The sequence below is a fragment of the Lentimicrobiaceae bacterium genome (assembly GCA_023227965.1).
GTDB lineage: Bacteria > Bacteroidota > Bacteroidia > Bacteroidales > JALOCA01 > JALOCA01.
In genome coordinates, this window is sequence record JALOCA010000018.1 from 39,627 (window position 1) to 62,442 (window position 22,816).

The 22,816-nt window shown below is 35.1% G+C and carries 23 protein-coding genes; 2 read left to right on the top strand and 21 right to left on the bottom strand.

What is annotated here, in order from left to right; translation table 11 throughout:
* Positions 1-125 precede the first annotated feature (125 nt).
* From M0R21_07670 to M0R21_07705, 8 genes are all read right to left on the bottom strand, one after another.
* Positions 126-800 (bottom strand): DUF2490 domain-containing protein, encoded by a 675-nt coding sequence (locus M0R21_07670; protein ID MCK9617700.1) that lies wholly within the window; start codon positions 798-800, stop codon positions 126-128.
* Positions 793-1,512: a DUF4956 domain-containing protein gene (locus M0R21_07675; protein MCK9617701.1), complete on the bottom strand. Its 720-nt coding sequence runs from the start codon at positions 1,510-1,512 to the stop codon at positions 793-795. The genes M0R21_07670 and M0R21_07675 overlap by 8 nt, the downstream gene beginning before the upstream one ends.
* Entirely contained in the window at positions 1,499-2,257 is a 759-nt protein-coding gene (locus M0R21_07680; protein ID MCK9617702.1) for a polyphosphate polymerase domain-containing protein, read from the bottom strand. Before M0R21_07680 ends, M0R21_07675 begins: the two co-directional genes overlap by 14 nt.
* 15 nt (positions 2,258-2,272) lie before the next feature.
* A complete protein-coding gene (locus tag M0R21_07685; GenBank protein ID MCK9617703.1) occupies positions 2,273-2,842 on the bottom strand; it encodes a hypothetical protein in 570 nt (189 codons plus the stop codon).
* Entirely contained in the window at positions 2,842-3,243 is a 402-nt protein-coding gene (locus tag M0R21_07690; protein MCK9617704.1) for a hypothetical protein, read from the bottom strand. The genes M0R21_07685 and M0R21_07690 overlap by 1 nt, the downstream gene beginning before the upstream one ends.
* A 452-nt stretch (positions 3,244-3,695) precedes the next feature.
* The gene (locus tag M0R21_07695) at positions 3,696-4,025 is read right to left on the bottom strand and encodes a nucleotide pyrophosphohydrolase (GenBank protein MCK9617705.1); all 330 of its coding nucleotides are present in this window, start codon (positions 4,023-4,025) and stop codon (positions 3,696-3,698) included.
* The gene (locus M0R21_07700; protein MCK9617706.1) at positions 4,022-4,732 is read right to left on the bottom strand and encodes a response regulator transcription factor; all 711 of its coding nucleotides are present in this window, start codon (positions 4,730-4,732) and stop codon (positions 4,022-4,024) included. Before M0R21_07700 ends, M0R21_07695 begins: the two co-directional genes overlap by 4 nt.
* 2 nt (positions 4,733-4,734) lie before the next feature.
* Positions 4,735-6,045, bottom strand: a complete 1,311-nt coding sequence (locus M0R21_07705; GenBank protein ID MCK9617707.1) for a HAMP domain-containing histidine kinase — start codon at positions 6,043-6,045, stop codon at positions 4,735-4,737.
* 280 nt (positions 6,046-6,325) lie between these two features.
* Here M0R21_07705 and M0R21_07710 point away from each other — a divergent pair, with 280 nt between their 5' ends.
* On the top strand, positions 6,326-6,709 hold the full coding sequence (locus M0R21_07710; protein ID MCK9617708.1) for a thioesterase family protein: 384 nt from the start codon (positions 6,326-6,328) through the stop codon (positions 6,707-6,709).
* Positions 6,710-6,722: 13 nt separating this feature from the next.
* Here the strand turns inward: M0R21_07710 and M0R21_07715 are convergent, their stop codons facing one another.
* The 11 genes from M0R21_07715 to M0R21_07765 form a co-directional block, all read right to left on the bottom strand.
* A complete protein-coding gene (locus M0R21_07715) occupies positions 6,723-7,592 on the bottom strand; it encodes a PhzF family phenazine biosynthesis protein (protein ID MCK9617709.1) in 870 nt (289 codons plus the stop codon).
* The gene (locus M0R21_07720; protein MCK9617710.1) at positions 7,589-7,939 is read right to left on the bottom strand and encodes a DUF3795 domain-containing protein; all 351 of its coding nucleotides are present in this window, start codon (positions 7,937-7,939) and stop codon (positions 7,589-7,591) included. Before M0R21_07720 ends, M0R21_07715 begins: the two co-directional genes overlap by 4 nt.
* Positions 7,940-7,950: 11 nt before the next feature.
* Positions 7,951-8,484 carry an N-acetyltransferase gene (locus M0R21_07725; GenBank protein MCK9617711.1) on the bottom strand — a complete coding sequence of 178 codons (534 nt, stop codon included), beginning with the start codon at positions 8,482-8,484 and terminating at the stop codon, positions 7,951-7,953.
* 2 nt (positions 8,485-8,486) lie between these two features.
* On the bottom strand, positions 8,487-9,008 hold the full coding sequence (locus M0R21_07730) for a hypothetical protein (protein ID MCK9617712.1): 522 nt from the start codon (positions 9,006-9,008) through the stop codon (positions 8,487-8,489).
* A gap of 90 nt (positions 9,009-9,098) precedes the next feature.
* Positions 9,099-11,480, bottom strand: a complete 2,382-nt coding sequence (locus tag M0R21_07735; protein ID MCK9617713.1) for an ABC transporter permease — start codon at positions 11,478-11,480, stop codon at positions 9,099-9,101.
* A 22-nt stretch (positions 11,481-11,502) separates the two neighbouring features.
* Positions 11,503-13,905 (bottom strand): ABC transporter permease, encoded by a 2,403-nt coding sequence (locus M0R21_07740; GenBank protein ID MCK9617714.1) that lies wholly within the window; start codon positions 13,903-13,905, stop codon positions 11,503-11,505.
* 9 nt (positions 13,906-13,914) lie between these two features.
* Positions 13,915-14,613 carry an ABC transporter ATP-binding protein gene (locus M0R21_07745; GenBank protein ID MCK9617715.1) on the bottom strand — a complete coding sequence of 233 codons (699 nt, stop codon included), beginning with the start codon at positions 14,611-14,613 and terminating at the stop codon, positions 13,915-13,917.
* Between the two features lie 24 nt (positions 14,614-14,637).
* A complete protein-coding gene (locus M0R21_07750) occupies positions 14,638-15,888 on the bottom strand; it encodes an HlyD family efflux transporter periplasmic adaptor subunit (GenBank protein MCK9617716.1) in 1,251 nt (416 codons plus the stop codon).
* A 399-nt stretch (positions 15,889-16,287) separates the two neighbouring features.
* Entirely contained in the window at positions 16,288-16,971 is a 684-nt protein-coding gene (locus tag M0R21_07755) for an MBL fold metallo-hydrolase (protein MCK9617717.1), read from the bottom strand.
* A gap of 486 nt (positions 16,972-17,457) precedes the next feature.
* Positions 17,458-18,864 (bottom strand): S41 family peptidase, encoded by a 1,407-nt coding sequence (locus M0R21_07760; protein ID MCK9617718.1) that lies wholly within the window; start codon positions 18,862-18,864, stop codon positions 17,458-17,460.
* A gap of 248 nt (positions 18,865-19,112) precedes the next feature.
* Positions 19,113-19,652 carry a fibrobacter succinogenes major paralogous domain-containing protein gene (locus M0R21_07765; GenBank protein ID MCK9617719.1) on the bottom strand — a complete coding sequence of 180 codons (540 nt, stop codon included), beginning with the start codon at positions 19,650-19,652 and terminating at the stop codon, positions 19,113-19,115.
* A 73-nt stretch (positions 19,653-19,725) separates the two neighbouring features.
* Between M0R21_07765 and M0R21_07770 the strand changes: the two genes are divergently transcribed.
* The gene (locus tag M0R21_07770; GenBank protein ID MCK9617720.1) at positions 19,726-19,905 is read left to right on the top strand and encodes a hypothetical protein; all 180 of its coding nucleotides are present in this window, start codon (positions 19,726-19,728) and stop codon (positions 19,903-19,905) included.
* A 68-nt stretch (positions 19,906-19,973) separates the two neighbouring features.
* Here the strand turns inward: M0R21_07770 and M0R21_07775 are convergent, their stop codons facing one another.
* On the bottom strand, positions 19,974-20,756 hold the full coding sequence (locus M0R21_07775; GenBank protein ID MCK9617721.1) for a GNAT family N-acetyltransferase: 783 nt from the start codon (positions 20,754-20,756) through the stop codon (positions 19,974-19,976).
* A gap of 179 nt (positions 20,757-20,935) precedes the next feature.
* Entirely contained in the window at positions 20,936-21,547 is a 612-nt protein-coding gene (locus tag M0R21_07780; protein MCK9617722.1) for a hypothetical protein, read from the bottom strand.
* Between the last annotated feature and the right edge of the window lie 1,269 nt (positions 21,548-22,816).

Here is a 22,816-nt window from a genome sequence, read left to right on the forward strand (position 1 = left end):
TTGATTTTACCCATGAACGGGTTACTTATGTGTTTTTGGGAACTATGATTTGATAAATAGTAATACATCTATCTAACTACTAATGTATTGCTGTATTTTAACATTATCAAAAGACAGTATGCCCCTTACAAATACAGAAAATATCCAATACCCATTATATAATCTGTACGGGGATTGGGCTTGTTATATTCTTTCTGTATAAGATAAAAAATATCTATTGTATGCAAACGATTGAAACTGTACTCAAAGCCCCCGCTATACCGTATTCTGTTAAATTGTTCGTATTGGACATTATTTAACCGGAAATATACTTCAGTATAAAAATAAGGTGTATATTTTTTATCAAGATCAATTTTTATAGTAGCTTTCTCCCTGATATAATTAGCAGGCATCCTTCCATCTGGAGAAGAATTGTAATCGGTATATTGTGACTGGAATCTCGATCTGACAGAAAAAACAATAGGCTTCATTTTTTCTTTTAATATTATATCAAAATAATATCTATGCCTGTTATTATAGGAATCATCAAGCCTTCTTTTATTTGAAAAGCGATAATTTGCAGATATCTTAATATTTTTATTTATTTTATAAGCCAACCCCAGGTCGCTGAGTATTGTTCCGGCTTCAGTACAATTTTCATTTAAGCGAAGTTCTTCAGTAAATGTGGCTGATAAATCGGAAAAAATACTTTTCTCAATATTTATACTCATCCAGGCTCCGGCATCATTTACTTGTGCCAGCGTATGTAATCTACAAATAAAAAAAGTAATTACAATAAATATTTTAATAAATTTATTCATAATAGTAAATACGAATATTAGCCGTATCCTTTAAAAAATCAAGTTTATTTATAGCTATTCGATGTATGTTAAGCCCAGTCCGTTTTTTCAGGTCTTCCATCAGTGCTTCATGTTGTTCCGGTTTAATTAATTCAATATTATCATATTGAACATTTTTTGTAAGTTCTCTTTTGATAAATACATTTCCATCCAGAATAAATGTGCTGGCTACAATAATTGCATTAATGATTCCGGTTTCCTGTAATTCAAGTCGTATTGCATTCAGCAAACCGGTAGCGATGAAAATAAAAAGGTAGGTCATGTCCTTCATCGAAATTCCATCGGTACGGTATCGGAGCATGGAAAAAACAGCAAACAATCCGAATGCCGCCCCCATTGAAATTTTGACCTCATTTAGCACATAAGTTAATAAAAAAATTATAATATTAAAAATAAAGTATGTAAATATATAATCTTTTTTCCTATTATTTGGATAATATATTAAAGTTATTATTATTAAAACTGCGACTACATTAATAGCAAGGTTTATATAAAATGTATTATCTATTTCTATTATATCTTTTACTTTTTTCTTATCAGTTTTTTTATCTGTTACTGAAGTTTCTAAACTGTGTATTTCTTCATCTACTGTTTGCTGTGCAATGCTTACACGTCCTGGGATACAAAGAAAAAGAAACAGGACTAATGTAGCAATGGTTTTAATTCGTATCATGATAATATTTATTTATATATGCTATTTTTTCTTTAAAATTATTAATTTTAACAGTGTTATTAGTACAAATAATGCCAAAACAATATTTACTTATACCTTTTTTTTGTATATGATGTTGATGCATTATCTGAATAAAAGGTGAAACTGCAGATTTTGATTGTTTTACTTCTGCAATAACTAATTCAGGATAAGATTTTGTTTTTTCTTTGTTTTTATAGTGCAAACCTATATCAATGGTCAATCTTTCAGGAGAATTTTTATTTATCAGCGTAATCCGGGAATACAGTACCCATAAAACCGGGCGTAACCTATCTGCCAGTCCGGGGATTTTAGCATTAAGCCATTCTCTGGTTTTTCCATTCAGTTCTTCACTACTATTTTCGGATCTTTTTATCCTGTTTTTTATTGTTCTGCCTTTATTGTTTTTCAACTTTATTTCAAAAAAACGTGTATCAGCATCTACATATCTCCTTATACGCACCTTGTAACGGTTCATTTTCCCATTATGGTGCTGCAAATATAGGCGGTAGTCACTTGTATCGAAATAAAGCGTTTCATACCTGCAAAGCCTTGTTCCATTTATTTCCAACACCCTGTATTGGTTTTGAATCATGGTCAGTAACTCTGGCAACTGATTGATATTAAATATATATTTTGTATCAATCCTGTCGAGAAGCTTTACGGTATCCATTTCTTCAAGTGTAATAGATGAGAATTGATTAACAATATTTTTTACAGCATCCATTTGTTTACTACCTGGTTAATGATACTCATACGACCATTTTTTCAACGATTTAAGCACATTTTTGCTATTTAATGTTTGCCTTTCCGTTTTTAAATGTTTGGCATTGTAACTATATTGTATTTTTTTAATCAGTTCTCCCGAAGCATTATACACTGTTTCTGTAGCTTTATCACCATTTAATTTATAAGTAATAGTTGTTCTTTTTATAATTTTTCCTAAGGAATTGTACTCCACTTCTTCTATTTTTTCATTCTTTGCATTATATTTAAATATTTTTTTAACATTTATTTTATCCTTCAAATCAAATTGTGTTTCTTCAATTTTATTTAAATATTTATCGTATTTTGCAGTTTCTTTTTTTGTAACGGTTCCATTTTTATCGTATTCTATCAGTGCTGTAGGGTTCCCATTTTTATCATATTCCTCATAACTTTCTTTATATGATGTACTCTCTCCGTTTGCAATATCGGTTTGCCATACGGTTATTGTTTTTATTTTATTCTTTTTAACGTCCTTTTTCCCCTGACAAAAAACGACAAACGGTAAAAGCAATAAAAGAGAAATTATTTTAAATGTTTTCATCATTAATTAAAAATTGTGATATCCGGAACTTTAACATTTTGATTATTTTTTGTAATTTTAACGGTATCTATCATTGGAATTATACCGGAAGGGCTATGCAGCGTTGAGTCCTTGGAATACACATAGATAATGTATGTACCCTGGCGGAGATATTTGAATGAATAAACACCTTTGTAATTGGTTCTCGTACGATCGCTAAAACCCTTATCATCATCATAAATGATATAAACATCATCATCCTGAGATAAATAATAAGCATTTAGCACAGTAAAAGAGCTATTATAGTCCTTTACCCAAATAGTTCCATAAATGGAAGAATTTCCGCCTTCACCAGCTTCTTTTGAGCAGGAAACGAAAAAGATAGTTAATATAATAACTACATAAATGATTAATTGTTTTTTCATTAATTTATTATTATTTTATTAGTTAATACTTTATCTTCACAAATGACTCTCATAAAATAAATTTCCGACAAATTTAATGAAGTTATAATAAGAAAAACATAAAAAGGGTTTAACTGGTAAATTTCTACAAACATTTTTTGTCCACTCAAACTAAATAAACCAAAGAATAAAGGTTGCAGCAAAGCATCTATCTCTGAATAAAGATTGTTTTTGCCGGATTTGGATAAATAATAACCATGTTATTAATAAATGTTCCAATGGCATTATACTATGAATAATATGGTTGCGCTGTTACAAAAGAACCAATATTGTTAAGATAGCGTCCAAAGGATTTTTCGGCATATGTAAAATGAACTCAAATTATTTATTAGAAGCAGGGTGAACTAATAAAATAATTGGGTTTAGTATATCGTACAGGAAAAGATCAAAAATTTTTAACAAAATTTGGAGTTTTATCTTTGTAATTTTAGATTTTCTTTATGGCGACGGGCATCGCGAAGAGTTTTCTTTTCAAGGTTCTTTTGGAAAGCCTCCGTTAGGTTTATTTCCGTTTGGTTAGCAAGGCAGATTAAAACAAACAACACGTCAGCTAATTCATCGGCAAGATCGAGGTTATTATCAGAAAGCTTATTGGATTGCTCTCCAAAACGGCGGGCAATTATTCTTGCAACTTCTCCTACTTCTTCAGTAAGAAGAGCCATATTAGTAAGTTCGTTAAAATAGCGGACACCCGTTATGGCAATCCATTGGTCAACCATATTCTGTGCTTGTTCTAAAGTCATATTGAAAGATTATTTTCGGGTATTTCGAGCAAAAATCCTATTCCATGCATGGTGATAAGATTTATGGAGCTATCTTCTTTCAGGTACTTGCGCAAACGGGCAATAAAAACATCCATACTCCTTCCCAGAAAATAATCATTGGAACCCCAGATTTTTTTCAGGGCGTTTTCACGAGTTACCAGTGTATTTTTGTTTTCACACAATAGTTGCAACAGAGATGCTTCTTTATGCGTGAGTTTCTGCTTCTTTACTCCGTTATCCAAAATACGGTTCTGTATATCAAAAGCATATATACCTATTGGAAAAATATTTCTAATGTTTTCTTCTTTAGGAATGTAACAACGTCTTAAAACAGCTTCTATCCTCAGACTCAGTTCTTCGCTACTAAAGGGTTTGATGATATAATCGTCGCAACCTAAGCGGAAACCTTTTATCCTGTCTTCCTCCAGCCCTTTGGCTGTAAGAAAAATTATAGGGGTAGTTTTATCCTTTTCTCTGATTTCACAGGCAAGTGTAAAGCCATCTTTCCGAGGCATCATCACATCCAGTACACAGAGATCAAATTGCTGTTTGTTAAACAAATGTATTCCGCTTTCTCCGTCAGGAGCCACGTTACAATCATATCCAAGCAATTCAAAATAATCGGCAAGAACCGAACTGAGGTTAGGATCGTCTTCGGCAAGTAAAATTCTATATTTCCGGGGGATGTTCATTGCTTTTTATCAAAATTAGATTCAAAAGGGAAAAAAATGGTAAACCTGCTGCCTTTCCTGATTTCGCTCCTGAGCGTAACATATCCGCCATGGGTTTCAACTATGGTTTGCACGTAATACAAACCCAATCCGAAGCCTTTAACATCGTGGAGATTACCCGTGGGAACCCGGAATAATTTTTTGAAAACATGTTTATGGTATTCAGGGCTGATACCTACCCCCTTGTCTTCAATTGTAATAAGAATTCCTTTGGCATTATTTTCAGTAATTACAGTAATTTCGGGTGCAAGAGGTGAATATTTCTCTGCATTGTCGAGTAGGTTATACAAAATATTTTCCAGGTGATGGCTATCGGCTCTGATTATAAAGTGTTGAGCATGCGGTTGAAAATGTATTATCCCGTCGCGTTCTTTTATTCTTAGCCCAAAGTTGCCGATAACAGTTACAAGTAACTTATGAATATCTACTTCAGAAAATATAAGCGTAAATTCACCTTTTTCGAGTAGGGCAACTTGTAATACATGCTCCACCTGGTTTTTCAATCGTAGATTTTCATCGTATATAATACGGGCATATCGTTGTATTTTTTCATCCGACTCTATTATTGCAGGTTTCAGCAGCATTTCGCTTGCCAATGAAACTGTAGCAATAGGCGTTTTAAATTCGTGCGTCATATTGTTCACAAAATCCGTTTTAATATCCGCAAGTTTCTTTTGCTTTACGAGTGAAAGTACAGTAACCGAAAATCCAACGACTAAAACAAGCAGAAAAATCACCGACAAAATAAGCCAGAAAGCAATGCTATGCAAAATGATGTTTCGCTCCTGGGGAAAATACACTGCCAAAATTAATGCATCAGTCTTATACAAACAGGTAAGAGATACATTATGTGGACTTTTGAGAAGCTCTGCCTGATGGTTTTTATAATTACCCAATATAAAATGTCCGGTATTTTTTACAAAAATTCCATATTCGTAATCCCTACTAATCCGCATACAGGTAAATTCATCGCTGATGAGAGAATTAAGCAATTTAGGGCTTACTATTTTCAAAATATTATGGTGTTGCAAATTACAAGAAAATAAACGGTCATTTACGGAACTTCCTACTTCATTATTACACTGATGAATGAAAATCCTATTGGCTACCGTCTTAATTGCAATCTTTACCCGGCTGTTGAATTGTTCTTCTTTAAGTTTTAAAGCATTTTTTACCCAGTACGATTGGGTAAAAACCATTCCTGACAATGCTATACTCGTAATTATAATGATATAATTAACCGCCCTTTTTTTAATATGCGCATTCATCGAACAAAAATAAATAAAAAGACTGGTTATGAATAAATTTAACAAATTTTTAACCAAATATGCCCTGCAAATAACAAATTATATAATGCAAATCAGAATCCCACCCTGCAGATCGCCAGATTTTTTTCGACAAAAACACAATTATATAACTATAAAATATCATCTTCGGTTTGTATGAGCATTATTCTTATAAATATTTCATCTGAACGACGTACATATGTCTCAATGTTGCCTTCCAAGATAAGGTACAATGTAGTATTTTTGCCGTAAAATGCGAAATATGGAATTCACTATCCCTGAAAACCTGAAAAATACGATTGAGACTACGGTTGATTTTGAAAAAACGGCTACACGCTATGACAGCGGTCTTGCCGAAGTATTTGCCACGCCGGCTCTCATTGCCATTATGGAACAATGTGCCCACGAAGCCGTGCAGGCTTTTTTACCGGAAGGTTTTATTACCGTAGGTACAGAAGTGAATATTAAACATTTGAAAGCAACTGCTGTAGGTCAAAAAGTTACCTGCTATGCCACCCTTGTCAACCGCGACCGGAGAGAGTTGTTTTTTGACGTCGAGGCATACGATGAAACGGGACTAATCGGGAAAGGCAACCATGCGCGGTTTATTGTGAATAAGGAACATTTCATGCAGAAAATTTCCTAATCGCCCTTGGTTTTTACCACCAGCCCTTTGCAACAGGATACACCTTACCTCCCACCCGAACATCTATACCGGAATCCGTTTGTACTGCTTTTACTGCCAATTGCGACGGACGTCCCATTTCATAACCCTGCCCGATACGAATATCAATAGCAGAAGTGTTGGAATACCGGTTTTTTACCAACCAGGCACCTAAACACCCACTGCCACTGCCTGTAGCAGGATCTTCAGGTATTCCAAGGTAATGTACGAATACCCGAGTAGCCAACTGCTGATCGGGAGCATGGCTTTCGGGACAAAAAATTAAAATACCCTTAGCATGAACTTGTTTTATAAATAGTTCATTATAAGCATCAATATTTACAGTAGCTTTAGCCAAAGCCTTTTTATTTTTCAGTGCAACGATGGTAAAAGGCAATCCGGTAGAAACCTCTTCTGCAGGAAAATTTGTGTCAAAATCGTTATCGTCGAGCCCAAGAGTTGTAGCCAGCAATTCAAAATTTACCTGTTTCCCAAAAACTGGCTGTTTTTGCTGCATCCATAATTCATCATCCTGAAAATCTACTTTGATATCGCCAGTTTTTAAATGTAATATTATTTGTTTAGCAGATTGCTTAACTAAATGCTTGTTTATCAGGTAAGCCGTTCCCAGTGTTGGATGCCCAGCAAATTCTATTTCCGCTTTAGGAGTAAATATTCTTACCGTAAAGCCATCATTTACACTACCTCCCTGATATACAAATGTTGTTTCTGAAAAATTAATTTCTCTTGCACGGTTTTGCATTTCCGTATCCGTTAATTTGTCTGCATCGAAAAAAGTAGCCAACGGGTTACCGGAATACGGGGCATTTGTAAAAACATCCGTAATAAAAAAAGGTATTTTCATTTCTTTTTTATTGTTTGCCATTCGTTTTCTACCATCAAAGTTACAAAGCTATCGTAGCCTACCTTTTTTATAGTTTCAATACAGGCATTTCGGTCGGAATTGAATAAAAAACCAAATATCTTCGAAATGAAATTATTAAACTTTTTACAATCCATTGCATTTGTATATTCCCTGCAATCGGCACAACTGTTGTAACCATTGTTCATACAACAGCTTCGTACAGAACACCATCCGGCTTTATCATTTTCAATGCAACCGGGACATTTGTCCGTTAAATATTTTTTACATGCTCCGCAATATAATCCGCAAAAAGCAACAAGGCTTTTGTCTTTAACAACGTTTTTCATTATGATAAGGATTAAGGGTTAAAAAATTCATTGGGATATATTACTGTGCCTGAAACATTTTTCAATGCATCGGGAACCAGTTCCAATGCCATAAAAGCTTCATCAGGAACTTCAAACGGGGAAAAAATTCCAAAGGTTGATGCCAGAGAAAAGCCAAACCTGGGATAATAATCTGGATGTCCAACTACTATAACCGAGGTAAATCCTATTGAGCAGGCTATTTCAAGGACATCATGTATAAGACGGCTGCCAACACCCATGCGCTGCCAACCGGGGTGCACTGAAACTGGAGCTAATGTAAGTGTTGGATATGTTGACGTATTGCTTTTTATGATAGCTTCTGTCAATAAAATGTGTCCTATGAGTTTTCCTTCCGTTTCAGCTACCAATGACAATTCGGGAATAAAAGACCGGCTTTTGCGCAAGCGATTTACCAGAAAGCATTCGTCACCATCGGAAATTGGTAATTCTACAAAAGCATCCCTTACCAATTCAAATACAGCATTGTAATCTTTTTTTTCTTCTTCACGAACTGTAATTTCCATTGTCAGTATTCTTTAACATCAGTTTTTTTTCCTAAAATTAATTTCAGCGAGTACACTATCGTTTGAATTCCCGTTACAAAAATGGAAATAAAAATAATTATTTTAATCATTTTGTCGAGCCAATGGATACTTATGGTGTTGAATACAAAAGGGTACATCACATACAATGAAATGAGCATAATAAATCCCATGAGATGGAATATAGTGTTGGCAAGATTTCTGAACCATCGTTCAGAGTACAACAGCAGGAAAAAATTTCCGAGCACCCGTACTGCAAAATTGATATTCATTATCCAGAGGGCTGCAGTATATCCTCCGGTAATAAAACCGGGCTCCCAACGGGGCAGAGCATTGATTACATATAAAATAATGATATTAACTATTATAGCCCCCAGGTAGTCTCCCCTTTTTTTCTTTTTAAGCATGGCATTATATTCGGGATGTTTGCAAAAGTGGCACTGACTGAAAGTTTCAGCATTTTTTACCCACGTGGTAAATTTATCTTCCTGTGTTTCTGTAACCATATTATACCTTATTAAATTGCAAATTTATCAGCAAACAGTATTGTTTCCTAAAAAAACAGATTAAACACCGGATTCAGATAACTGAATAGTTTATTCATACTTGAGAGCTTTTACAGGATTAATTTTCATGGCTTTGTTTACCTGGTAACCTATGGTGATTATTCCTGAGAGCAAAACTATGCCTGCTGTGTATACAAATATTTTCCAATCGGGAGCCTTGTTATAGGCAAAAGTTTCGAGCCATCGCAATACTGCAAAATAAGCTAACGGGCTTGCAATCATTATAGAAACCAATATCCATGGGAAAAAATCGCGTATTATGGTTATAAATATTTTATAACCAGAACCACCGAAAATTTTTCTTATGCCTATCTCGCGTGTTTTTTGTTCAACTGTAAACATGGTTAGTCCTAATAAACCCATGCAACCGATCAAAATAGCCAAAACAGTAAAAACGAGGATAATTTTTGCAAGCCGTTCTTCAGTACCATACATGCGATCAAGTGTCGCATCCAGAAAGCGGTAGTTGAAAGGTTGTGTTGGCTCAATTTCTTTCCATTTTTTTTCAATGAACGCAATTGTTTCTTTAAAATTACCCGGCTCAATTTTTATATTGAGAAAATGAAACAATTCAGGAACAGTGTTTAAAGTAATAATAAGCGGTTCAGTAGTGTTATGAAGAGATTCAAAATGAAAGTCTTTAACCACCCCCACTACAATTCCATGCTTGTCTTGGATATCAATTTGTCCATTCACACCTTCATTCAGTTCAAGTTTTTTGACAGCCTGTTCATTCAATAAAAATGCTGTTTCACAATCTTTTGGACTATTTTGCAGGAAATCTCTTCCTGCTTTTATCTTCAGGTTAAATGTTTTGACAAAATCCGGGTCAACCATGTAAGTAACCATCGTTGTATATTCTTTCATTTTGGGTGTTTTTACATTCCAAAGACCACCTCCGCGTCCGATTATGTAAAAACTGGCAGAAACATGTTTTATTTCAGGATTTTGCAATAACTCTTGCTTCAATGTTTTAAGTTTATTTTTTACATTAGGGGAATTCAATTCCAGGAAAATCATGTTTTCTTTATCAAATCCAAGATCGCAATTTTTCATGTAATGTAACTGGCGGTAAACGCTGAGCGAAGTAACAATAAGAAAAACCGAAACGCTAAACTGAAAAACTACTAATATTTTACGGATTACACTTTGTCCTTTATATGATACTATTTTCCCTTTCAACACTATTACCGGCTGGCAGCCTGAAAGATAAAAGGCTGACCATGCTCCGGCTATGCTTCCTGTAACAAAAGAAACTCCCAATAAGAATAGTAAAAATTTCCACTCAAAAATTGCCGGCAAATACAATGGTTTCTGGGTGATGTTACGAAAAACAGGCAAACATATTTCGGCTAACGATATCGCAATAATAAAAGCAAAGAAAGTGAACACCAGCGATTCGGCAAAAAAACTCTTCATTATTTGCCCTCTTGTTGCCCCCATTACCTTGCGGATACCAACTTCACGTGCTCTCAGGTCAGAACGGGCAGTAGCCAGGTTCATGTAATTAATACATGCCAGTAATAGAATAAAAATTCCCGTTAAAGTAAATATTTTTATATAATCAAGATTTACAATGCTTAATTCCTTAGAAGAACTTTTTTGAGGATTTAAATGAATAGAAGTTATAGGTTCAAGAAAGGGCAGGAATTTTTTTAATCCATCCTTTCCAAAATATTTTTCAATAAATACTGGGAATTTTTTTTCCAACTGTGCGGCTTTCCCAGCATCTTTTAATAAAAGGTAAGTATAATTATTATGTGATTCCCAACTATTCAGACCCTCCTGTCCTATAAGCATTGTGTCGGTCAGGGTTTCGAAAGAAACCAAAACATCGAAGCTCATGTGTGAATTATGGGGAACATCTTCAAAGACCCCGTCAACTTTTAAAGCAATATTCCCATTGTACGAAATGATTTTCCCGACAGGGTTTTCGTCTCCAAAAAATTTACGGGCAAAGGTTTGCGAGAGTGTAACGGTATTTTTTTCCCTGAGTGCAGCAGAAGAGTTTCCATACACCATTGGCAACGTAAAAATGTTGAAAATGCTGGCATCAGCAAAATAAGGATACTCACTAAAACTTTTATCATTGTAATGTAAAGTGGCTTTAAACCAGGGCATAATACGCACAGCATCTTCCACTTCAGGATAATCGTGAATCATGGCAGGCCCCATAGGCGCCGAAGTCATTGTAGTTTTATCCCATTTCCCCGTCCAGTTTACATTTTCCGACATACGGAAAATACGGTCTGCCTTGGTATGGAAACGGTCGTAACTCCATTCATCATTAATAAACAGTGCTATAAGTATAAAAACCGCTAACCCGGTTGCCAACCCAATAATATTTATTAGTGTATAACTTTTTTGCCGTTTGAAAGTCCGAAAGATAATTTTGATAATATTTTTTAGCATAATTGCATAAATAGAATATTATTTACTCGTATTTTAACGCAAAAACAGGATTGGCTGATGCAACCTTAGCAGCTTTTATTCCAACAGTTATAAGAGCTATCAGTAAAACTGAAAATATAGAATAAATGAAATAAAATACTGTAATTTGTATATGATATGCAAAATTATTAAGCAGATTATTTGAAAGAACAAAAGCGACAGGGCTTCCGATTACGCCGGCAAGTATTACAAGTACTAAGAAATCCTGTATCATAAGTTTTCCTATTTGGAAAATACTTCCTCCCACCACCTTACGTATGCCTATCTCACGTGTGCGCTGTTCGAGTACCAGCGAAGCAAGCCCGTACAAACCCATGCAGGAGATAACCAGCGAAAGGAAAGTAAAATAAATGAATACAATTAGCACATTTTCTTCAGTAGTGTACTGGCTGTGTATCTGTTGTTTAATAAAAAAATATTCAAAAGGCGATTCCGGAAAGTTTTTCTTCCAAATATTTTCTATCCTTGTAATTGTAGCATTAGGCTTGTGATCATTTATTTTTACAAGCAAGGTGTTAAACCTTTCAGGATAAATAAAAAAAGCAGCCGGTTCTATTACCGAATGCAGCGAATAGTAATGGTAATTGCGAATTACACCCACAACGGTGAACTCATCGGGAACCTCGTCACCAATAAATTTGATTTTTTTACCCAGTGGTTTATCCCAGCCAAATTCCCGTACAACAGCCTCGTTTACAATTACAGCAGCCGTACTGTCGGTGGCAAATTCCGGTTGAAAATATCTTCCTTCCACCAATGGAATTTCCATCATTTTGAAAAAATTGTAATCCACAAACCCATAACGTACCATGCAACGTTTACGTATTGAATCACTGGTATAAACGCCTCCCTGCGTACCACTGGCTCCATTGGCATTGGAAGAAAATGCCACACTCTTAACCGAGGGATTTTTCAGGATTTCGTTTTTCAGGATTTCTGACTTCTGCAGGGCTTTGGCTTCATATATGGGAATACCTACAACATTTTCAGGATTATAACCTAAATCTTTTACCGAAGTAAACCGTAATTGCGCTACAATTACCAACACCGAAAATATCATGATTACCGAAATAGAGAACTGAAAAACTACAAGAGTTTTCTGCAGAAATTTCGCCTTGTTTTTCCCCCTGTAACTTCCTTTTAACACCACGGCAGGGCTGAACTTTGAAAGGTAAAAAGCCGGATAGCTACCCGAAAGCAGGCTTGTTACAATAACTATCAGTAACAGCCCGTAATTGAACAGTCCGTTATGTACAAAATCAATTAACAAATGGGTTCCCAGCACAGCATTAAAGCGTGGAAGCAGTAATTCGACAAGCCCCACAGATAAAAAAACAGAAAATATTGTGATTATCAACGATTCACCTATAAAATGGTAAATCAGGTTGCTCCTGTTTGCGCCTAAAACTTTTCGCATCCCGACTTCCTTCGACCGCTTTACCGAACGTGCAATTGCTATATTGATAAAATTAACACATGCAACTAAGAGCACCAGAACAGCAATAAACGAAAAAAGATGTACCCACTTGATATTACCCTGTTTATGCTGAATCTGAAATTTTATATGGTTGGAATGCAGGTGAATATCTTTCAACGGTTGCAAGTACATATCAAGCGAACTGTACTCCTCGTCGTTATCGGTGATATGCCGTTTGATAAAAACAGGAAGTTTTGTTTCCAGTCGGTTTACATCGGCGCCCTCACGAAGTAGCACATATGTTATCAGTGAATTATTACCCCAGTCTTTCAACCAGTCGAATTCTTTTTCCTTTTCGAACGTACGCAACGCAATAAACATGCTACATTGCAGGTGGCAGTTCTCCGGGAAATTCTGCATTACCCCTGTTACAGTGAAAGTTTCTTTATTGAGTATCCGTAAAGGTTTCCCCATTGCGGCAGCCACCGAACCGAAATAACGTTTCGCCAATATTTCGGAAATAATAACAGAATGGGCTTCAGTAAGTGCAGTATTTCGGTTCCCTGCCAGCAACTGAATATTAAAAATGGGTATTATTGAAGCATCTGTTATAAAGCAATTATCTTCATTAAATTGTTTACTACCGTATTGTACAGGAATTTTGCCGGTTAATAATAGCCTTACCGTGTTTTCCACTTCCGGAAAATCAGAACGTAGGGCAGCAGCCAGTGGTCCCATGGTAATGGCAACATGCTGTTCGCCTACACCTTCTTCGTTTTGAATCTCCACAACACGAAAAATACGTTCGTTTTTCGGGATATACCTGTCAAAACCTGTTTCGTGCTGCACATACAACGTGATGAGTAAAAACGAGGTAATACCAAAGGTAAGTCCTATGATATTGATAAGAGAATAAAAACGCTGGCGGGCAAGGTTGCGAAGAGCAATCTTTAAATAATTCCTGAACATATCTCTCGTCTAAACAATCGTTTCAACAAAAGAAGATCGGATATTTTCGTTGATGATTTGTCCGTCGAACAAACGAACAATCCGGTGTGCATATTCTGCATCGCGCTGTGAATGCGTTACCATAACTATGGTGGTGCCTTTGCGGTTGAGGTCGTCGAGCAGGTTCATTACTTCCTCGCCATGTGCCGAATCGAGATTGCCGGTGGGTTCGTCGGCAAGTATCAGGTGAGGCTTGGCAACCACAGCACGGGCAACAGCTACTCTTTGCTGTTGTCCTCCCGATAGTTGCAGTGGGAAATGTTTTTTCCGGTGCATGATTTGCATTTGTTCCAGCACATCCTCTATCCTTTTCCGGCGTTCGGAGGCACTCATCCCCAGATAAATAAGTGGAAGCTCCACATTTTCATACACATTCAGTTCGTCTATGAGATTAAAATTCTGAAAAACAAAACCGATATTGTGTTTACGCATTCCAGCCCTTTGTTTTTCTGATGCCTTGGCTATTTCATTTTCGAGGAAATAATATTTCCCCGAAGTAGGGTTATCGAGTAAGCCTAAAATATTCAGCAAGGTAGATTTCCCACACCCTGAGGGACCCATGATAGCAACGAATTCACCCTCTTTAATTTCGAATGATACATTGTTGAGTGCAGTAGTTTCTACTTCATCGGTTCGGAAAATTTTTGATAAATTTACAGTTCGAATCATAACAGTCTTTTATAAATATTTTGTTTATTTCAGTATAAGTTTGTCTTTATTGCCGAAACCGTCGTACGACGACACTATCACCTGTTCGCCGGGTTCAAGTCCTTCGAGTACTTCGTAAAAGTTGGTGTTCTGGCGGCCCAGCTTAATATTTCGTTTTAGAGCCGTATTTCCTGTTTTATCAAGAATATAAATCCAGTTTCCTCCCGTTTCCTGGAAAAATCCGCCGCGTTTGATGATGATGGCATCGGTAAGGCTGCTAAACTTGAGACGAAGCTGGATAGTTTGTCCGCGTTTGATGTCTTTGGGTGTATCATCGGTAAAAAACATGTCCACCTGAAACGAGCCATTGGTAACGTTGCTGTAAATTTTATGTACTTTCAGCAGGTACAACTTCCCGTCAAGGTCGAATTCGGCTTCCTGTCCGCTAAAAACCCGCGAAATATACCTTTCATCAATATTGGCACGAAGTTTAAAGCCACCTTGGATATTAATTTCGCCCAGGTGTTCGCCCGGCTGTTTGGTTTCGCCTATTTCCACCATGAATGAAGAAAGCTGACCGTCGGCAGGAGCCTTAACTACTAAGTTTTCGAGGTTGCACCGCAGTAGTCCCAGGTTGGAATTCATTCTCTCCATTGAAGAATGAATTTGTTTGCTTTGACTGACTCCCGAAACGGAGTCGAGACGCTGCAAGCCCAGCGCAATCTGCATCTGGCGGAGTGAAAACTCGTAATCCCTCTTTGCATCTTCATATTCCTTGTGCGAGATAAGTCCCTGTTTGTAAAACCCATCTTTACGCTGAAAATCAAGGACAAGTTTATCAATTTCGTACTGCAAACTGGTTATTTCGCGTTGGCGGTTATATTTGTTTTGTTCCAGGCTGATTTTGGTATTGGCAAGGTTGTTTATAGCGTCATACATACGGGTTTCCTGATCCATATAGCTGAGTTCCATTTCTGTATTCGACAGCTTCAGAATGGGGTCACCTTTTTTCAGCATGGCTCCATCCTCCACATACACTTTTTCCACAATTCCACCCTGTACGGCATCAATGTACACAGTATTTTCCGGGTACACTATCCCATCAACCGGGATAAATTCCTGGAACTTCCCTTTTTCAACCCTTGCTATGGTTACCTGTTCCTTATCAATGTACAAACGGCTGCTTTTATCACGCAGAAAGATAAGATAAATAATAAAAAATAAAAAGATTCCGATTCCGCTCAGAATGAGTATTCTGTTTGTTGTCCACTTCTTTTTCTCTATGATTCTGTCCATGTAAAGTTTTTTTCTATAAGTCTCTAATATTGTGCCAATATTACCTATTTATTGTTTTTAAGATAGTTACATTTTTATTTTACAAAAATGTTAAAAAATATGTTCATATACAACTGTGTATTGTTCACATACGAACATTCGCAATCCCAAAAACCAGTTATTATTTGCTAACGGTTATGGGGTCTGATGTAGGTTGAAAGATAATGGATGCGGAGTGGAATTCAAATTCTTTTTTTATTTTTTAATTTATTTTTTCAACAAATTGATCTTAATAACTTTCCCTCGTTAAGTTGATGCATATACGATAATGTGTTGCTTGTAGAACCATATGCCGTAATACCTTTCGCTAAGCAGTAAATCCTTATCAGCATTGGTTTTACAGGCATATTAGCCATAGGATCATTTTAGTTCAATTTTTTGATTTTGACTTGGTATTATTATTTTTTCATCCTCGGTAGTAATATTATCCCTGGTTTTATGATGACATAGAATTATTTTTTTGGTATCAATTTTTAAATTTCTATTGAAGGCATCCATAATCACCCAATACGGGGTAATTACTAAATCTATATTCTTCATTTTGCATACATTATCAGCGGTTTCTGCATCACCAGAGATATAAATTCGTTTGCCATTCCATACAATTAAATAAGAACAATTTCTGAATGAAAAACTGTGTTTAGTTTTAAATTCTGTAATAAAAAAACTTGGTATAGAGTCATTAATCGCTTTCAATTTATATTTTTGCTTACCTGATAAGTAAAGTGTAATAGGCCATGGTCCATATAGTTTCTGATTTGTTTTTTTAAAAAGTTTTTTGCTGTAATGGTCAGCATGTGCATGTGTGTATAAAAATATTGAATAGTCCTGAATGCTGTCTAACAATTTAAAGTCATAAGTCATATAATCATGAGCACCTGATTTATAAGGAAAGTCAACATAAATATTCATTTTCCCATCAGTCATGAAAAATCCACAATTTCCAATAAATGTTATGTCAATATTTTCGGATTGTGAAAATGAAAAGAAAGAGATTAAGCTAAAAATTACTGTCAGAATAACTTTATTTAATTCAATTTTCATGATACTCTTCTTTTTTTTATATTATAGTTAAATACAATTTCTGCTATGTTTTTTATTAATCAGTAAAGTAAACAAATTCATTATAATTATTTCGTATGTATTTACTAATCTGTTTCAATGTATTTGGAATTATCTCATTGTATTTTTTATTAAGGTTGTTAACAGTCAATTGAAAATCTGAGCTAACACCTTTTTTTCTTGGATGTAATAGTCATACAAATTTTCTGCTTTCATTTATTTTATATTGCTTTTAATTTTTATTTTTTATCCTGCAGAAATGCATCCCGAGTATTCTCAAAACCGCTATGTTCCGGGCGGCAAAACATTTGCCGCTGAGCCGGGGGATTGCCTATAACGGTGGCAATATGGACAGAAAGGAATTGCGGAGAACGTCACTGTCTGCCGACACCGAAGTTTGAGCTGGGCAGAATGTTTAAATTACCACTAAAACCCTTATTGCATATAGCCTTTATTGGCGGTAGTTTTTCATTGTTCCAAATAATTTTTTGCATATTCAATCCAGTCATTTACAAATCTATCCAAAAATATGTCGGGTTGAATTCCTATATTGTCTAACGGATAGTCAGGCAATCTCATCATTCTCACAGTTGGCATATATAATGAATAATTTGGGCAATCAATCTTGAATTCCATAACAGAGACATAATCAATAGCACCATAAGTGGTTGTTCCCATTATTTTGACTTTTTTGCTTTGTTTTGCATTAAGAACAAATTTTTCTGTTGAACTGCCACATTTTTTATCAACTAATATCACAACTTCTTTTGGGTAAGGATAGATTGAATCTTGTTTTGTGAATCCAAAATTTTCGTTTTCGCTATACGGTATGAATTTTCCAATGTTCGGCTTCATTCTCTCAATATCTTTTCTAACTGAAAAGATTTCTTCAGAATTCTTTGCTGTGTCAGCCGTATTAGCCCACCTTTCTAAATTGTCAATAAGCGTTTTACTCACAAGATATTCTCCGCTCAGGTACCTAACTGGATTAGTATAAATATACGGAAGCAAGGGTTTATATGCATTGTCTGTTCCACCGCCGTTACCACGCAAATCAATTATCAGGTTTTCGTATGAACAAATTTTTGATTTATTTGATTCAAGAAGTTCCTTTATTCTATCAACATATTCATAGTCAAAACTTGAAATTCGAAATAATAAGGTTTTTTCACTAACTGGTTTTATATAAAAACCTTCTATCTCATTTATAATTATTGCAATAGAATCTTTCGAAAGTGCAGGATTAGGTTGTTCTTTAATATAAGTTGCCTGGACTCCTTCAAAATTCAAAACACAATCATAATGCAAACTATATGTTTCTTTTATTTCCGAGTGATTCCCTTTATAATAAGTCGCTTCGTTGCTTTTTAGTAGTTTAAACTTTATTTCTTTCGGTTTCCAAGATTCGTTCTCTGAACTGATAATAAAGCCAAGATAAGTGTCATTTTGCTTTTTAATTCCAACTTTATATCCGCCTGAAATCCAAATGCCTTCAATTTTGTCTTTGCTTTTTAGCAGTTGTTTCTTAAAAGTTGAAATTTCAATTGGCATTATTTCAACATTAGTCGTAACAGTTTCAGATTTGTTTTGATTCTTTAAAACTAAAACTAAATGACCATCTTTGAAATAGTTGCAATATTGTTCGAGGTAATGTTGGCATTTTATATTTGAATTGGTTTTAACAGAGTTAAACAATGAATTTTTGAAACTATTATAACCGGTAATATCTTTAGTTTTTTCACCAAATCCGGGATATTCGGTCTCAACTTTTTGGACTATTTGTTTAAAAACAGAGTCACACTCACAGGTACTTTGAGAAATAAGGGTTACGCTCTGTAGCAATAAAGTCAATGTCAATAATGTCAGTCTGTTCATATTCTTGGTTTTTATAAAATTACCGCTAACGTTTGGCGGTATGTTTTTGTTGCAGATTTCGAAGCATAAATCTGTCAAGTTACACGAAAGTTTATTAGATGCAGAAACGCTGGAACCCGCACTGTCTCGGCAATAAACTATACCGCCTGTTAGCGTTTCGTTGGCTATATTTTTAACACAAATCATTCTTTACGTTTCAGGCGTTACTAGTTTGAGATTAAATGATAAAATTTACCTGCATTATACTTTTAATCCTTAATACATCGAACGGACATACCTTCTCCCTTGTCCCAATCAAGCCATTGAAACGTTCCATTGTAGTACATTGAGCGGGTTTTGGAAGTTTTATGTGTGAATTTTGTTGAAGTCCACCAGTATCCCCACTTACCAATGGCAACAAAAGTGTATACATTTTTGTCATAGCAAGTACGGCGTCCACCAGGGAGTCCTGAAAAACCGCTTTCGTTTGTGCCATTACCCTCTTCAAACCACCCTTCTTTATTCTTCAGTTTTGTTCCTGCAACTTTCCATCCACCAAGATAATCAGTTAATTCCCTCCATTCTTTATTTGTAGGAATGTGCCAACCTTTTGGGGCTAAGCCACAAGAGTCATTAACTGCATACCAATTGTAGAGTTTGCCATACTTGGCTCCATTGGCAGTATCGTTATTATAATAACACCAGGCTGGTTTTTTTGCTTTCGCTGCATTGTCCCATTCTTCTGCCGTAATAACCTGTGGTATTGAGTCCCCGTTTCGAAATGTATCAACATTAAGATTTTCAGTCATCCAAGTTTGGTTACCAATTTTAATAGATTTAAAATTCTGTGCATTTGCAAATGATATAAGCATCAAACAAGAAATGAGAAAAACAAAACAAATTGATTTTTTCATAGTCATGAATATTAATGTTTTCCCTACTCTGTTACGTGGCTTTTCGGGTTTTGCCATAGACTCTTTTTTACCAATGACCGATAACGGTTGCGGTATGACCAGTAAGGGATTGCGGGCTACTTTCCTGTCTGCCGACACCGAAGTTTGAGCGGGGCAGAATGCTTGAAAACCCACTGAAACCCTTATTGCATATAGCACTTGTTGTGCGTTCGTGCTTTATTTTATCATAAAATTTAACAGTTTATATCTACTTACAAATCCGCTTTTTTCAATAGTTTTCTGTGATGCTTGATTTTCAATTGCACATCCACAACTTGGTTTTAAGTTGTTATTAATAGAGAATTCTCTCAGGTTCAAAATAATCTGTGAACCAATAGCATTTCCTCTTTTTGAAGGATTAACCCACACTCCCAAATCACAAAAGCTCCAATCCGGATGTGTCCTTATTACCATTCCACAACCAACAAATTCTTCGTTTTTGTAAAATTCAAAAACATTCTCATTTTCTATAAAATCAATTAATTGCTGTTCTGTTTCAAAAAGTTCCTTTATTGATTCATCTTGTCCGAGTAATAATTCAACTGATAAAAGGTCGGCCCTTTTCATCTTTATGGTCAAGTCTTTTTTTATCAATGGTTCAAAATAATCACGATACAATAATCCAAGAATCGAATATGGAAGTTTCTTTAATAAACAGTTACTTAATAAAAGTGAATCAAATGATTTACAGTAAATATCCGTTATTGATAAGTCTTTCAAAAGTTGTCCGAAAAATTCATTACTGTCAGGTATGTATTTGTCTAATACATAAAACTCAATCAAAACGCCATCATTGTTCCTAATCGCATAACCAATTTCATTATCTTCCGCTTGAAAAATATAGTAATCAGAATTACATATCATTAATTCAATGAACAACTCTTGAAACTCAGGTAATGAGTTCAAATAATCTGTCCGATATTTTTTGATTTTATCAATTGTCGTTTTTACAGTTTTCATAATTTGTAAAACTATTGGCTCAGTCTCTTAGCATGGCGCACAACGTTGAGTGTATGCAGCGTGCAGGAGTTCGTGACCATTTCACTATCCACCGATACTGCCTTTGCCAGCGAGCTATGAACTTGCAAATTGCTCTGAAACCCGCATGATGTATACACTGTGTTGGCACCAGTTATTTGTTATATCTTTAATCCAATTACAATTCCAAGTTTTAATACAGGATAGAAAAATTTCCCAGGATTATCCCGAATATCAACAAGGTAGAACCCGCGTTGATATTCATCGTTCGGTCTTGTTCTTTCTTTGTGAACAGTTTCCTTATATCTGGCTCCTAATCCAGCAAAATAATCAAAGTAAAAATGTTGGCCCAAATCCTTTCTAAATCCAACTTTCAAATAGAAATCACATACTATTTTATCAATCTTAATAGATTCCGAATATATTGAATCCAAATCTCCATATTTAAAGCTACCTGTGGTATTATAGTTTAATTTACCGCCACTAAAACCTAAAGAAAAATAAAGCTTTTCATTTGCAAATCTTTTATATTCAAGCCCTAAGTTAATACCATTAGTTGATTCATTGTACATCCAATTACGGTAATATAAACCAAGTCCAAACGATAGACTTTGATTACCATTAAAGTCTTTTTCAATACCAATATTTGCAAATGGATGTGAAATATCAATATTTTGAAGAACATTTGTATAAATCCGAGTGTAGTTATTTTCTTCTTGCCCATAAATTATCCCGCAAGTAAAAATCAATATTAATGTAATTCTATTTCTCATATTTCGCTATCTGTCAGTTTTTATAATTGGTGCCAACGTTTTGGCGCTTGGCGCAGTGGCGGATTTAAAAGCATAAAACTGTCAGCCTGCAAAAATGCCCAATAGGAGCACTTTACTTGAATTAACCACGTCATCCGCCATTGTGCCAAACGCCTGTTATGCTTAGGTGTTATCATGATATCCATAGCAAAATAGAATGTTTGACAACCCAAACATCTTTTTCTTTAAAACATAATAATAGATGTCCTGAACTAGCTTTCGAGTCACAATTGCGACTCATGTACAGTATTGCAAACTTGTGATTATCAGAGATAGCTATTTTTGAAAATTCATAAAAGCAATTGTAATCTTTAAAGCATTTGTGAAATTTATTAAATCCATTTCTACTTACCTTGAAAAATGATTGATATTGTTTATTCTTGAAAATATTTATACTGTTTGTATTTCTACATTTAGTCAAGTAATTTAGGTCAATTATGCTCGTGTCAAGTTGCTTGAATTTTTGAAACAAATCAATGAAGTTTGAGTCTACAGGTGGTTGTTCATTAAATCGGCTAAATTTCATTTTGCTCAATTCGCTGCCTTTCCAGTCATAATTATAGTGAACAGTTGATTCGCGAATTAAAAATTTTCCAGTAGAATCCTTTGTAAAATCAATCAAGCATGAATTATAAATATCACATGATTCTTTCTCGGTCAGAGTTTGAGAATAAGTCATGTAAGGTATCAACAGAAATATTAGTATGTTTTTCATTTTTTACACTTAAGCATAACGTCTGTATAACCACCATTATGGCGGTTATTTCGTAATTAGTTATTCTTTTTTTTCACAAATATATAAATTTTAAATATCCAGATTATCCAACGGTTTTTTTTATTTTATCGAAACCTTTGGTTGTTATGTTTATAAATTAACCCCGCCAGGGTTAAAAACCCTAACGGGGTCGGCTCCATTTTTTCATTTGCATCCCGTTCGGGACTTCCCGCTATATTCCGGGCGGCAAATGCTTTGCCGCTCAGCCGAAGAGTTCATGTCCACTTCACTATCCACAGTTACTACCTTTGCCAGCGAGCTTTGAACTTGAAAAACCTCTGAAACCCGCATGATGTATACACTATTGTTACTTGCCGTATTTACTTTTCATTTGCTTTATTATTTTAACTATCCCATCTTCAGCGTTTTTACTTCCACAATTCATTATCACAATATATCCAATTAATTGGTTTCTATCAATTTGTACGTAAGATAAGAAGATCCATCAGAACCCG